The 12,407-nt window shown below is 68.0% G+C and carries 23 protein-coding genes; 4 read left to right on the forward strand and 19 right to left on the reverse strand.

Translation table 11 applies throughout. The features are described from left to right. The 3 genes from VMR86_06985 to VMR86_06995 form a co-directional block, all read right to left on the reverse strand. Window positions 1-824 (reverse strand): alpha/beta hydrolase (locus VMR86_06985; GenBank protein ID HTO06787.1); only part of this gene is annotated, 824 nt, incomplete at its 3' end. Next, window positions 821-1,453: a hypothetical protein gene (locus VMR86_06990; protein ID HTO06788.1), complete on the reverse strand. Its 633-nt coding sequence runs from the start codon at window positions 1,451-1,453 to the stop codon at window positions 821-823. The genes VMR86_06985 and VMR86_06990, both read right to left, overlap by 4 nt. A 4-nt stretch (window positions 1,454-1,457) precedes the next feature. Beyond that, a complete protein-coding gene (locus VMR86_06995) occupies window positions 1,458-2,249 on the reverse strand; it encodes a methyltransferase domain-containing protein (GenBank protein ID HTO06789.1) in 792 nt (263 codons plus the stop codon). A 40-nt stretch (window positions 2,250-2,289) separates the two neighbouring features. Here VMR86_06995 and VMR86_07000 point away from each other — a divergent pair, with 40 nt between their 5' ends. Further along, window positions 2,290-2,676, forward strand: a complete 387-nt coding sequence (locus VMR86_07000; protein ID HTO06790.1) for a DUF4345 family protein — start codon at window positions 2,290-2,292, stop codon at window positions 2,674-2,676. A 192-nt stretch (window positions 2,677-2,868) separates the two neighbouring features. Here the strand turns inward: VMR86_07000 and VMR86_07005 are convergent, their stop codons facing one another. From VMR86_07005 to VMR86_07025, 5 genes are read right to left on the reverse strand one after another with little or no spacing between them, the layout of a single operon-like run. Beyond that, window positions 2,869-3,216 carry a hypothetical protein gene (locus VMR86_07005; protein HTO06791.1) on the reverse strand — a complete coding sequence of 116 codons (348 nt, stop codon included), beginning with the start codon at window positions 3,214-3,216 and terminating at the stop codon, window positions 2,869-2,871. Continuing rightward, on the reverse strand, window positions 3,206-3,772 hold the full coding sequence (locus VMR86_07010; GenBank protein ID HTO06792.1) for a hypothetical protein: 567 nt from the start codon (window positions 3,770-3,772) through the stop codon (window positions 3,206-3,208). Before VMR86_07010 ends, VMR86_07005 begins: the two co-directional genes overlap by 11 nt. 1 nt (window position 3,773) lies before the next feature. Beyond that, window positions 3,774-4,244, reverse strand: a complete 471-nt coding sequence (locus VMR86_07015; protein ID HTO06793.1) for a metallophosphoesterase family protein — start codon at window positions 4,242-4,244, stop codon at window positions 3,774-3,776. Further along, a complete protein-coding gene (locus tag VMR86_07020) occupies window positions 4,234-4,686 on the reverse strand; it encodes a hypothetical protein (GenBank protein HTO06794.1) in 453 nt (150 codons plus the stop codon). Before VMR86_07020 ends, VMR86_07015 begins: the two co-directional genes overlap by 11 nt. 1 nt (window position 4,687) lies before the next feature. Beyond that, complete coding sequence (locus VMR86_07025; GenBank protein HTO06795.1) at window positions 4,688-4,891, reverse strand: hypothetical protein; 204 nt, start codon at window positions 4,889-4,891, stop codon at window positions 4,688-4,690. Between the two features lie 260 nt (window positions 4,892-5,151). Here VMR86_07025 and VMR86_07030 point away from each other — a divergent pair, with 260 nt between their 5' ends. Beyond that, window positions 5,152-5,922 carry a ferritin-like domain-containing protein gene (locus VMR86_07030; GenBank protein ID HTO06796.1) on the forward strand — a complete coding sequence of 257 codons (771 nt, stop codon included), beginning with the start codon at window positions 5,152-5,154 and terminating at the stop codon, window positions 5,920-5,922. Window positions 5,923-5,931: 9 nt separating this feature from the next. Here VMR86_07030 and VMR86_07035 read toward each other — a convergent pair whose 3' ends face one another. The 9 genes from VMR86_07035 to VMR86_07075 are packed head-to-tail and all read right to left on the reverse strand — an operon-like array spanning window position 5,932 to window position 10,507. Continuing rightward, on the reverse strand, window positions 5,932-6,324 hold the full coding sequence (locus VMR86_07035; protein HTO06797.1) for a rhodanese-like domain-containing protein: 393 nt from the start codon (window positions 6,322-6,324) through the stop codon (window positions 5,932-5,934). Between the two features lie 4 nt (window positions 6,325-6,328). Next, window positions 6,329-6,616, reverse strand: a complete 288-nt coding sequence (locus VMR86_07040; protein HTO06798.1) for a DUF1330 domain-containing protein — start codon at window positions 6,614-6,616, stop codon at window positions 6,329-6,331. Between the two features lie 24 nt (window positions 6,617-6,640). Next, a complete protein-coding gene (locus tag VMR86_07045; GenBank protein HTO06799.1) occupies window positions 6,641-7,354 on the reverse strand; it encodes a class I SAM-dependent methyltransferase in 714 nt (237 codons plus the stop codon). Beyond that, a complete protein-coding gene (locus VMR86_07050) occupies window positions 7,351-7,752 on the reverse strand; it encodes a DUF4440 domain-containing protein (GenBank protein ID HTO06800.1) in 402 nt (133 codons plus the stop codon). Before VMR86_07050 ends, VMR86_07045 begins: the two co-directional genes overlap by 4 nt. A 6-nt stretch (window positions 7,753-7,758) precedes the next feature. Beyond that, window positions 7,759-8,160 (reverse strand): GFA family protein, encoded by a 402-nt coding sequence (locus tag VMR86_07055; GenBank protein ID HTO06801.1) that lies wholly within the window; start codon window positions 8,158-8,160, stop codon window positions 7,759-7,761. Between the two features lie 9 nt (window positions 8,161-8,169). Beyond that, window positions 8,170-8,622: a hypothetical protein gene (locus VMR86_07060; GenBank protein HTO06802.1), complete on the reverse strand. Its 453-nt coding sequence runs from the start codon at window positions 8,620-8,622 to the stop codon at window positions 8,170-8,172. Window positions 8,623-8,637: 15 nt separating this feature from the next. Further along, the gene (locus VMR86_07065) at window positions 8,638-9,132 is read right to left on the reverse strand and encodes a hypothetical protein (GenBank protein HTO06803.1); all 495 of its coding nucleotides are present in this window, start codon (window positions 9,130-9,132) and stop codon (window positions 8,638-8,640) included. A gap of 46 nt (window positions 9,133-9,178) precedes the next feature. Then, window positions 9,179-9,886, reverse strand: coding sequence for a glutathione S-transferase family protein (locus tag VMR86_07070; GenBank protein ID HTO06804.1), 708 nt, complete (start codon window positions 9,884-9,886; stop codon window positions 9,179-9,181). 3 nt (window positions 9,887-9,889) lie between these two features. Next, on the reverse strand, window positions 9,890-10,507 hold the full coding sequence (locus VMR86_07075; protein ID HTO06805.1) for a histidine phosphatase family protein: 618 nt from the start codon (window positions 10,505-10,507) through the stop codon (window positions 9,890-9,892). A 23-nt stretch (window positions 10,508-10,530) separates the two neighbouring features. Between VMR86_07075 and VMR86_07080 the strand changes: the two genes are divergently transcribed. Both VMR86_07080 and VMR86_07085 read left to right on the forward strand, forming a co-directional pair. Beyond that, window positions 10,531-11,676, forward strand: a complete 1,146-nt coding sequence (locus VMR86_07080) for a hypothetical protein (protein HTO06806.1) — start codon at window positions 10,531-10,533, stop codon at window positions 11,674-11,676. Further along, window positions 11,666-11,914 carry a hypothetical protein gene (locus VMR86_07085; GenBank protein HTO06807.1) on the forward strand — a complete coding sequence of 83 codons (249 nt, stop codon included), beginning with the start codon at window positions 11,666-11,668 and terminating at the stop codon, window positions 11,912-11,914. Before VMR86_07080 ends, VMR86_07085 begins: the two co-directional genes overlap by 11 nt. On the opposite strand, the gene VMR86_07090 is transcribed toward VMR86_07085, so the two are convergent. Next, on the reverse strand, window positions 11,915-12,199 hold the full coding sequence (locus VMR86_07090; protein ID HTO06808.1) for a DUF3303 family protein: 285 nt from the start codon (window positions 12,197-12,199) through the stop codon (window positions 11,915-11,917). 15 nt (window positions 12,200-12,214) lie between these two features. After that, on the reverse strand, window positions 12,215-12,407 hold a 193-nt coding region (locus VMR86_07095), incomplete at its 5' end, for a hypothetical protein (protein HTO06809.1).

The raw sequence follows: 12,407 nt of genomic DNA on the forward strand, positions 1-12,407 counted from the left end.
ACGGTGGGCCAGGCGGGCGGGCCGGCTGCGATCAAGTCCATGTGATTCGCGCCCTGCACCTCGTCGAGCTCCACCGGGTCACCGGCCGCGCGCGCCGCGGACGCGTAGCCCGCGACCAGGCTCGGGGGAATCAGATGATCCTCGGAGCCGGCGACGAGAACCTGTCGCACGGCCAACGGCAACAGCGCCGCTGGCGAGGCCTCCGCGTAGTGTCGAGGCACGGCGTGCAGCGTGCCGCCCAGGAGACGCTCGAGCGTGCGGCTGCCGCAGACGTCGCCCGCGCGCGCGGCGATCGCGCGCAGATCGGTCGGCGGCGCCAGCGCGACCACTCCGCGCAGCGGCAGCGGTGACTCGCGGCGGAGCTCGCTCCGGGCCGGCAGCTTTGCCCGCGCCGCGACCCACAGCGCCAGGTGCGCTCCGGCCGAGTGACCCACGACGACCACCCGGCGGAGGTCGAGCGGATGGGTCTCTGCGAGGGTTCTGGCGTAGTCGGTCGCGGCGCCCACGTCGAGGAAGGTGCCGGGCCAGCCGCCACCGCGGTCGCCCACCCGGCGGTACTCGATGTTCCAGGTGGCAACGCCCGACTCGTTGAGCGCAGCCGCCAGGGCCGCGGTGCCGTCCAGCGACGAGATGCGCGAGACCCAGCAGCCGCCGTGGATCACGACCGCGAGCGGGAAGGGACCTGGGCCCGGCGGAAGCGTGAGATCGCCGAACTGCAATGAGTCGTCGTTCGCGTAGGCGATGCGCTGCGTCGGCGCCGGAGACTCGGCGCGCGCTGCGCCGGCCGCCAGGGCTACGAGCGCGATCACCCAGAGGCGACTCACCTGGCCACCCAAGGCATGCCCGCGATCAGCTTCTCGAGCCGCGGCTGCACGTCGCCGCACGCGTCGCCATAGGTGAACCGGTATTTCAGGAACCACTGGTGCCGGTACACGAAGAGCTTCAGCTCCCCGGTCGTGTTCCGCTCGCGGAACGTGAGCGCAGTGCCTGGCAGGGTCGCGCCGTCGGCCGTGGTGCTGCAGGGCTGCACTTCGGGGGACTCCATGTGGTGGTAGTACTCGACCTCGGCCCTCGAACGCGCGAACTCCTGAGCCAGCCAATCCGCTTCCACTGACGACACGACCTCCGGGGCCGCCCCCATGAAGCTCATGCGCGGGGCCGGATACACGTAGAACGTCGTCGCGATGAGACAGTCACGCTTGCGCAGGTTGTAGCCGAAGCCGACGTCCAGCCCGCGCTCGTCGAAGCGCATGGCCGTGACCCGCTCGAACTCACCGTACCACTCTCCGAACTCGAGGCCCGAGGGCTCGTGCAGGATCGGACCCGGACGGTTGACCGACGCCGGCTGCTGCAGCGCCTGGCTCTCCGGGATCCGGTTGGCCTGGTAACCCGTGCCCGGGCAGGCGGTGAGTCCCAAGAGCAGGAGCGGAAAGACGGAGATCCGTGGCCTCATCGTGTCACCTCGCGCCAGGCTTGCGGCCGCTGGTGAGAAAGAAGGAGACCGACCAGAGCAGCTTGCCTGCCGCCACGACCTGATCGTAGAGCATCTCCCAGCGGGTGACTTCCTCGGGAGTCATGAACCCCCGGGACGACGCGCTCCGCGCCCAGCTACGCAGCCCCAGCACGTGATCCACCGCGCTGGGATCGCGGACCACGAGCCGGCGTTCCTCGACCGCCACGTCGCACAGACCCGACTCGGCGAAGCGCCGGCCCATGTCGTGGGCCAGAGTGCCGTTGCGCAGCGCGTGGCAGGCGCGGAACTCGAGCACGCGGCGCGCGAGATCCGGATCGGGGAACGGGAGCGCTTGCGTGCCGTAGTCCGGGTCGACCACCACGAGCCGCCCGCCGGGCCGCAGCACCCGGACCAGCTCGGCGAGCGCGCGGTCGGGCTGCGCCAGGTGCTGGAAGGTGCGATCCGACCAGGCGCCGGCCACGAGTCCCGAGCGCAGCGGGAGCGCTTCGGCCTCTGCAGCCACCACCAACGCGAGCCCGCGCGCGCGTGACTCGCGGCACATGGTGCGCGAGCGATCGAGACCGAGCACACGCGCCCCGAGCGCCCGAGCGTCGGTCCCGACACCCGAGCCGACCTCGAGCTGGAGCCCGTCGGCCCGCGGCGCGAGCAGCTCGCGTACGCGCTGCTTGTAGTCGCGGTAGAACGGCTCGGCGTGAAGCTTGTCGAGACACTCGACCCACTCCGCCGGACGCGGCTCCTGGTCTACGCGCGTGAACCCGTGAACCCGTTCGCCCAACTTCGGGATGATAGGATACGCGCGCGAAAGTGAGGTGGGCGTGCGACTCGCGAGGTTCGCGGCAGCGTGGTCCGGTGGAATCCTGGCTCTCTTCGGCGCTCTCTACGTGCTGGCGACCGAGCGCATGCTCGCATTTGCCGAGCTCACGAGCCTGACGCCGACCGCGCTCACGGACCTGCGAGTCATGTATGGCGCCCTTCAGCTCGCGCCCGGCTTCTTCTGCCTGGCGAGCCTGCGCCGTGCCGAGTGGCTCGAGCCGGCGCTCGGGCTCGCCACCTTCACCTTCGCGCTCATTCCCGCGCTCCGGATCCTCGGCATCGCGCTCGATGGCACGGCGAACCAGTATCACCTGACGGCGCTCGTGATCGAGCTCGGGACTCTCGCCCTGACGGCCTTCGCCTGGCGCGGGCTGCGCCGGTCACACTGAGCCGGGCCGACCCTGGAGCTGGACCAGCCGAGCGATGATCTCGTCGTTGGAGAGCGACCGCCACAGGGCCAGCGAGCCGCTGGACGCGTCCGAGGCGAAACACCAGGAGCCGCTCCGAGTCATGAGTTCGCCGGAAGCCATAGATGACGCATCCGAGCGCAAACACGACGACCAGGACACGGTAGTAGAGAATCAACGCGGCAGCAGGACCTGGGCCGCGATGAGCGCGAGTGCGGCGACGCCGCTCCACTGGATCGCGACCCAGCACCGGTATAGAGCGGGCTCCTCGGATTTCTGATAGGTCACGAGGCGACCGTGATACACAAAGCCGTTCCGCGTGGTCCACAGAGTCTGGCCAGCGAGCGCGACGGAGCCAACCGCGGCGATCCACGCACCCACACGCGCGCGATGATCGCGGTCGCCGGTCCCTGTGACGAGAAAATACACCGCGGCCCCGAGCACCGCGCACATCAAAGCAGCCACGAAGACCGTCCATGCCCAGTCCTGTCTCCGGTCTCGCTCGTGCGTGCTACTTCGCATGGGCGCCACCCTCCGGTATGTCGCCGGGCCGGATCACGAATACTCCATTCCCGTCGCACACGAACGCGACGTGTTGGTCGTCGAGCGCCGCGACCAGAGTGTGACAGGTCTCGTGATCCGATGTCCATACGATCTGCGATGGCTTCCCGGGGCGAGTCAGGATGAGTGACGTGCTCAGCTCGTCGACTTCGGGCCGGAGCTCCAGAGCGATCCCGGACTTCAAGGCGATCCGGCGGGCACTCGCTCGCGACAGACCCTTCCAAGGGGGCGCCGAGCTCGACTCCGAGACACTCGATTGGCTGGCGACCATGCCGATGCGCAGCCCGGGGCGCAACTTGCCCTCCTGGAGCAGGACGTGACCGAGATCGACGGTCCGCCATCTCCCGGCGACGGATGCCGCCAGGCGATCCGATCCGGGTGACCAGAGCGGAGGCTCGTCCACACCGGGCGCGGCAATCACGAGCGCCGTATGGACGTGGAGCCGGGCCAGCTCCTGGTCCAGCGTGGCCGTGCCCCCAGCGACGAGCAGCGCGATCACGACCAGGGTCGCTCGCACGCTAGTCCTCCAGCTCGACGAGGCGCGCGTCGAGCTCCGAGCCCCGCACGCGAAGCAGCGCCAGCGCGATCGGAAGCGAGAAGCGGCGCGGGCCGATGCTTCCGGGGTTCACATAGAGCACGCCGTCGCGCCGCTCGATCTTCGGCCGGTGCGAGTGACCCGAGACGACCACCTGGAAGCCGGCGGCGGCGGGATCGAGGTCGAGCTCCGCGAGGTCGTGGAGCACGTACAGACAGGCGCTGCCGATCTCGACCACTTCGGTGTCGGGAAGAGACTTTGCCCACTCACCCTGGTCGTTGTTGCCGCGGATCGCGGTGACGGGCGCGATACGCGCGAGCTCCTCGAGCACTGCGGGAGCGCCGACGTCTCCTGCGTGGACGATGCGATCCACGCCCTCGAGCTTCCGCAGGACCGACGGCCGCACGAGGCCGTGTGTGTCGGAAACGAGCGCGACCCGCTTCTCAGTGACCATCGGGCAGCTGTTCCACGCCGTCGAGCGTGAAGACGACGCTCTTGCCGTAGGCGGTGAGATTCTCGTCGGGCAGAGGCAGCTTGCGCGTCTTGCCTGGAGAGTCCTCGATGTACATCGAAGGAAAGGAGTAGTAGCGGCCGCCGGCGTTCGGCAGGTGCAGCCCGCCGACCAGCGTCTCCTGCGCTCCGCCGGAACGGTGGAGCACACCCGCAGGAGAGGCGAAATACACGCCGTGGTCGTCGGCATGGACCGGCCGGTACTCCCCGACCGGGAGCACGTACACAGTCGACGCGGAGTGGATCTCCATGGGCTCCTTCACGCGCACGGTCACGCGCGTCGCGGATGGTCCGTCGCCGACGAGGTCGCCCGGCGCGACGGGCCGGACCGAGGTCGCGCAGCCGAGCGCGAGCAGCGCGAGGGCCGAGAGAACCAGCGCGCGCATGCTAGCGAGGACCTCGGCGGAAGAGCCAGCCACTCACCCCTTCGCCCAGGAGCTCGAGCGTGCCGAGCCCCAGCATGGCCAGGAGCGCCATCCGCCACGAATGAGTCGAACGGAGCACCCTAAAGCCGTCGCAGAGATCCGCGATCGAGCCGACCACGATCAGCACGACCACGAGGATCGCCAAGAAGCGGACCGCCCTCTTCACGGGAGCGCGATCTAGCGCACGGGGGCGAAAGAAGGCAGCGACGCCCGCCCAGCCGGACAGACCGCCATAGAATTGGCCATACGGCACCTTGGTGCGGCCGAGGAGGATCGGGTGGAGCTTCATCGCAGGTGCTTCCGGGCAGTGTGACTCGAGCTCAGAACGCGATTGTAACACGGCGTGTGACAGTCACAAACTCCAACCGGATCGCGACGTTCGACGCGAGCGCGAATACGCGCCGCGGCTACGGAGTCTGTCTTGCCATGCCAACGACGGTCAGACGCGACTCATTTCTCTTCTACTCTCTGGCTTCGATTTCGTTTCTCGAGACGACCGTTCCCCTGTATGTCGACAACCTGTTGCCGTTCTTCGGCGACGACCCGGAGACACAGGACTGGCTTCGCGAGGTGTGGCGCGCGGAAGAGAGCAGCCACGGGCGAGTCACCCGCGAGTACGTGGCGCGGACCTGGCCCGAGTTCGACTGGCCACGCAGCTACGAGCGCTTCGTCACGGTCTACGGCCCGCGCTGTGCGCACGAGCTGCTGCGCCCCAGCCCTGCGCTGGAGGCGCTGGCGCGCTGCGTGACCGAGACCGAGACCGCCATGGCCTATCGCTGCTTCGCCGACTACACGAGCGACCCCGAGCTCGCGGCGATGCTTCGCGCGATGAGCGCCGACGAGGTGCGCCACTACGGATACTTCCGGCGCCTGTTCGTGCGCTACGATGCGCGCGAGCGCAATTCGACCTGGCGCAAGGCGCGTACGCTGGTCGCGCGCAGCCAGCTCGTGCGCGACGAGGACCTGAGGCTCGCCTTCGAGTCACTCGACGCGGGCTGGAGCGGCTCGAAGCCGTTCGCTCGCCTGACCTTCGAACAATATCTCGAGCGTGCCCGCGAGATCATGGCCGACCACTTCCCGATGGACGAGGCGCAGCGCATGCTGTTCCGCCCGCTGCGCAGCGGCCGCTGGTTCGAGCGGCGGCTCGTGTCGGTGCTCGGGCACGTCGTGCGGCGCCAGTACTCGCTCGCCGCGTGAGCGCGCGAGCTACTCCTGCGGAAGCCCCGACTCTCGCCAGCCCTTCATGTGGCCCTGCAGATCGACCACGTGCTGGTAGCCGGCCGCGTCGAGCAGTGCCTCGGCCTTTGCGGCACGGGCCCCGCGCTCACAATGGACCACCACCTCGTCGGACTTCGCGATCCCCAGTGTCGCCAGCTGGCCCTCGAGCTGGTCGATCGGCACGTTTCGCGCTCCCGGGATGTGACCCGAGCGGAACTCCTCCTCGCTGCGCACGTCGAGCACGATCGGCGCATGGCCGCTCTGGATCTGCTGCGCGAGCTCGGCGCTGGAGATCGTCGCACGCGCGGACGGCGCGCGCTGGCAGGCCAACCCGGCCAAGAGACTCACCACGATCACGAGACGAGAGACAGCGGACTTCACGACTCTAGACCCCGTCCACGGCCAGCAATCGCATCTTGGCTGCGGGCAGGCGCAGCGCCAGCACCGGTGCGTACTCGGGTGAGTGGTAGAAGGCGGTGACCGCTTGCATGTTCGGAAACTCGATCATCACGAGCCGGTGCGGCTTGAAGTCTCCTTCGAACACGGTGTGGGGTCCACCGCGCACCAGGTAGCGACCGCCGAACTTCGCGATGACGGGCTCGACCCGCCGCTTGTACTCGTCGAACGTCGCGGAATCCACGATCTCCGCATCCGCGATCAGGTACGCTGCCATGACGCTCTCCTCTAGCGCGACAGGTTACCAGGGCTTCCTGCCCACGACACCCGTCGCGCAGCCGAAGAAGTAGCTCGTGAGCACGGCCTCGAGACCCACGCGGCGAAGGCAAGCGGCGAAGTGAACGCAATTCCCGAAGGCCTCGGTGTAGACGCCGAGCTGGCGATAGTTCGCGGGATTCCCGAGGAAGACCCGGCCGATCCGTGGGATCACCGTCTTGACGTAGAACATGTACGGCTGACGAAGAAGGGCGCTGGGTGGAACGGAGATCTCGACGAACGCGAAGGTTCCGCCGGGCCGCAGCAGATCTGCGACGCGAAGCGCGAGCTTCTCTTGTTGCTCGGGACTCAGTGTCTTGAGACCGAACGACGAGACGACGGCGTCGTAGCGATCGCCGCCGAAATCGTGCTCGAACACGTCCGCCGTGCGAACGCTCACGGGAAAAGGAGTGCGCTTCGGGGCGCGGCGAGTCATCTCGGACGAGAGGTCCACCGCGATCACCTGTGAGTCCGGGCCCAGCCGCCGTGAGAGCGAGCGCCAGAGCTCACCCATCCCCGACATGAGATCGACGACCCGGCGAAGAGGCTCGGTGGGGGGCAGCGCAGCGACGATCTGGTGCCGCCAACGGGCCGCGAAGCCGAATGACGAGACCAGGTTCATCGCGCCGTAGGTCTGCGCCATCTCGTCGAACAGCGCGCGGAGCGCTTCCGGCTCGTAGGAAGGGCGCGCGTCGCTCACGGTGACTCGACCACAGTCCCCTGGTGATACACGATCCGCCAGGCGCCGGCCCGGCGGCGCCAGATCGTCGCACGCCGTGTCACGCGCGGGCCCTGCCGAAGCGTGTAAGTCAGCAGGTAGTTGTCGGGCGCGATCTCACGGCACTGGAAGCCTTCCGTCAGCCACGGATCCTCGTGCGGCGTCTCGTAGCGCTGCGCCAGCGTGTCGAGGACGTGCTCGCGGCTGTAGCGACGTCCGGAGGCACCCGTCTCCCAGAAGTCGGGCTCCGTCATCTCCTCGAAGTGCCTGCGCGTCGTTCCGTGCTCGGGCCGGTGAAAGATCGGCTCGCGCGCGACGAGCTCTTCCAGAACTCCTCGCAGCGAGGGGTGGGTGATCAGCTGTGGCTCCGTTGCCTTCATACGTCCTCAGTCTGGATCCGTCTCGAACACCCGCGTACCGGACGGCAGCTGTACCCACGGGTGGCGCCGACAGTCATAGACGGAGACCCGGGGCGCGGGGAAGCTCGGATCGGCGAAGGCCCCCACGGCCACGCTCACGGACCGGTCATGGCCCACTTCGGTATGGAAGATCGTGCTGCCGCAGACCGGGCAGAAGCGGAAGACGAAGCGCGATCCCCGATCTCCGACCCTGAGATACTCGGTGGCGGTGCCAGACACCTCGTAGGGTGCGGAAAAAGCGGCCAGCGCCGCAAACACACTGCCCGTGCGCTGCTGGCAGGCGAGGCAGCTGCAGATGCCGACGCCGCGCGGCTCGCCCTCTACCCGGATCTTCAGCTGCCCACAGGAACATGAAGCGGTACGGGACATCGAATCACCTCAGAGCAACGCGCCGCTCTTCTTGGACAGGCCCGTGAGCGTGAACCAGCGCGGGTCGTCGCGCGCGGGGATGCGCTGCGGCCAGGGGCCGTTCGGCGCGGCTTCGCCCTCCGGGAAGGCGCGTATCGAGATCATCCGCCCGATGCCGACGTCGTAGGCCACGAGATGGCGAGGGCGGCCGGCCGAAGCGAGCAGCGCCTGCCACTCGGCCTTCGCGCGCGACGGATCGCAGCTTCCCTTCGCCACGTTGCGCAGGTAGAGGTCCAGCGCCGCACGAGTCAGCGGGCTCATGGCGAAGACTCGGATCTGACCCCGCTCGTCCAGGTCGAGACACTCGAGGAGCGCGCATGAATCACACTGCGAGCATCGCAGGGCGGCGCTGACCGGACCGTCCTGCCACTCCAGGATGTCGTCGGGCCGGAGCGCGACGCCCGAACCCAGGTGCTCACACACGAAGGAATCCTTCACCTACGCCCCGTCGTCGGACGAGCCATAGCTGTAGTTCGGATACCACTGTTTCTCGGCTGTGTCGTCGCGCCAGAAGAACTGGCAGAAGACGGGCTCGGGACCGAGCGAAGGCGGGAGCTTCTCCAGGCTGTCCGGGAGTGGCTCCGGGAGCGGGTCGCGGGTGATGCAGACGGTCGTGCCCATGCCGGCCTTGGCGAGTTCGGTGTGCTCGAACAGATAGATCCGGGGCCTCGAGACTTGCGCAAAGCGTGACCGAACCGATCTCTTGCCCACGAACAGAATGCGCGTGAGCTCGGACTGGTCGTCGAGAAGCTGACGGCGGATGCCGTCGCGAGTTTCGGGCGCCGCCAGCGCGACGAGTCTGCCGACGTCGTGGTGAAGCACGGCATCGAGCCAGCGCGTGACGACCGAGCGCAGATCGGCGTAGACCCCGGCCTCGTGAGATACGTCCACTAGCGCGGGCTTGGGCTCGGGTGCCGCGTCGGACCCGGCCACGACAGAGAGGAGTCCGATGCCGATCGCGTACCGGGTGATACGCGGGCTAACGCGCAAAGTAGCGCTCTCGGATCCGCTCGATGTAACTCATCAGCTTCCGGCGACCCTGGATCTCGTCGCGCACGGGACTCTCGATCGGCACCAGCGCGATGTTGGCCAAGAGACCGTACGCCACGGCATCGATCTGACTCGGCGCGCCACCCATCAGGAATGGCTTGTCGCCCAGCACCTCGGCAATCGCCCCGACGTCGGCTCGGCCGATCGCGTGGATCTCCTCGCGAGAGTGCCTGCCGATGCCGTGTGCCTCGAGCTGCTTTCGAACGCCGCGACGCGCGATCGGCGCAATGATCGGCCGTGCCGCAGCAGGGACCCGCCCGAGAATCACCTTGCGCGCGACCGGCCAGTTCTTCTCGACCATCCACCGGTCGTAGACCATCGTCCAGTACAGGTTCTCTTCGATCAGGCGCCGCAGCGCGTGCCCAACGCTGCGCTCGCTGGCCGAGAGACTCGCGTCGGCGCTGCGCTCGAGGCGCTTCTCGAGATATTCGATGATCAGGCCGGAGTCGCCGAGCTTGTTTCCCTCGTGCTCTATCCACGGCAGCTTGCGTTTCGGTCCGCCGAATGGCGTTGCATCGATGACCGCCCGGTAGGGGATGTCGACCATGCGCAGCCAGGTCTCGAGCTTGAGACAGAACGGCCCCACCGAAGGCAGACCCCAGGTGTCCGGGATCTCGTGAACGATCAGCTCCGACAAAGCTCAGTGACTCACGCCGGTCGGACAAGAGTCCGAGAGCTCGCCGAGCTTTTCCGTGTGCACCTTCAGCTGGACGGTGCGCGGCTCGTTCGCGCCGACGAGCAGCTCGAAGATCGTGTCGTAGTCGCCGTTCGACCAGTCGGGGACGGCCGCGCTGCTTCCGAGCCGGCGCAACACGAGCTCGCTGAAATGGACGATGTTGAGGTGCTCCCACGCGACGAGGACGGTGGACTTGCGGTACCGCTCACCGAGCAGTGTGTCGGCGAGCCTGCCGATGTCGTTGTAGGCGATCTGAGTGTCGACCGGCATGCCGAGGCGGATCGCGGTCGGATCGATGGTCACCAGCGGCCGCACGTAGTCGTAGCACTGACCGTCGCCGTGGAGCTCGCAGGCCTTCACCGAAGGATCGGGCGCGAAGATGTAGTCGGGCCGCGGAAACTCCTGAGCCAGGAATGCGGGAAGCAGGAGCGCGCGGTTCAGGCCCTTGCAGGTGAGCTGGCCCAGGCCCTGCGCGGGCTTCTCGCCGTGACGCAGCAGCACGATCCGCTCTTGCGCGCTCGCCGGCAGGCTCGCTGCGACCGCCAACGCCATCGACAGGGGCAGGTAGGCAAACCACTTCATGACGTCTAGTGTTTTACTTGGACATGCCCTGGATCAAGAGCCCGGCGTGGGATCTCGTCTGGGTCCTGAATGCCCTGTGGCTGGTGCCCCTGGTCCTGCTCCTGGGGAAGGGCCATGGCGACGTGCGCGCCAGCCCGGTGGACGGGCTGTTCTTCGCGCTCACGGTGCCGCTCTGGCTCGGGCATCGCTTCTCGTCGACCTGGCTCGTGTACGCGACGCCGGCATACCGCCCGTTGCTCGCCGCGCAGCCGTGGCGGTTCGTGGTGGGGCCCCTGCTCATCACCGCCGCCTGCTTCGGAGTCTTGCTGACTCCAGAGCGCCTGCTGCCGATGCCGCGGGCAGAGCGCGTGGTGTGGCTCGCCGTGGTCGACTATCTGTTCGTGAGTCAGCACTTCGCAGCTCAGCACTTCGGAGTGCTCAGCCTGTACCGGCTTCGCGCGGGCAGAACATCGGACACGGCTGCGCGCCGGCTCGACTATTGGTTCGCGCTGGTCATCGGCGGTGGCTTCGTCGTGCTGGCAGATGCGCTGACCGAGTCGATCGCGTTCCAGGGGCGCTGGCTCGATCCGCTGCTGGGCGCGAACCTGTCGGGCGTCCTGGCGCTCGTGCTGCGGCACGGCAGCATCGCGCTCGTCGCGCTCGCGACTGCGGGCATGCTCGTCCTCGAGCTGCGTTCGGGCCGGCCGTCACTGCCGCGCGTGGCCTACGTGCTGGGTGTCTCGGCCATGGTGCTGCTCGCGTTCGTGGCGCGAGATCCCTTCTTGTTCGTCGTGCCCTGGAGCGTGCAGCACTGGAGCGCAGCCATGGGACTCACCTCGCTTGCGGCGTCGGGCGAGCCGGCGACGGCCGGCGCGCGCTGGCAACGCTGGCTCGCGCCCGTGAACCGGCGCGGCTGGGCGGTGCTGCTCGTGCTCGCGCTCGTCTCCGCCCTGCTCCTGCCGGTGATGGAGGTCGAGGCCGTCGACGACGGCTTCACCTACGCGGAACGCATCTTCGGCCATCTGGCCGTCTGGCTGCGCTCCTCCCCCGTCGTGCCGGCGCTGGTCGCGCTGGGCTTCGCGACGGGTTTCATCCACTATCTGCTCGACCGCGCCGCGTTCCGCTTCTCCTCTCCCGAGGTGAGGAGCGCCGCGACCGGGCTGCTCATGAGGCAAAGTCATGGAGAATGAGACGATCGAGCTCAAGACCGAGACCGGCCAGGTGGTCGAGGCCGTGGTGCTCAACAAACACGCGGACCGCATCGACGTCGTGATCGCCCAGAGCGTGCGCTGCTCACTCACTCCGACGCGGAACAACCTCGCCTACGTGGGCACCGTCCGCGGTCGTGAGCTCACTTACCCGCGCAGCCGCGCGCAGGTCGAAGCCGAGCTCGCCAAGCGCGATCACAACCGGCGCAAGTTCCGCTGATCAACGCTGCCCGGCAGGGCCAGCCCCCAGGACCTTCGCGGCGGCCTCGGCCGAGGTCACGACGGGAAGGACCTCGAAGTCCACCAGGTCCTGCCACTGATCCATCCATGCCTCCAGCAGGCGACGGTCCTCGCATTCCATGACCTGATAGCAAGCCTGGAGGTCACTCGTGACCCAGCTGTTCACGTAGCGCAGGCCGTCCGGAGCCAGTCGGCCGCGGTCTCGAAAGCGGCGGTACACCGGTCCCGGATCACCCTTGAAGCGTTCGAGAACCATGTAGAGCATGAGTCTCCCGAGGAGCTACAGAAACAGTGAGACGTAGACCGCGGCGATCCCGGCCGTCGCGGCCTGCCAGGCAAGAGAGCGGGCCAGGAAGACACCGAAGCCATAGAGCGGCAGGTACGCGATGCGGCCGCCGAGGTAGAGGATGACTCCCCAGCTCGACCACGCGGAGTGAGTGCCCGTGACCAGCACCGCGAGGACCCCGGCTGCG

This window comes from Myxococcota bacterium (genome assembly GCA_035498015.1).
GTDB lineage: Bacteria > Myxococcota_A > UBA9160 > SZUA-336 > SZUA-336 > VGRW01.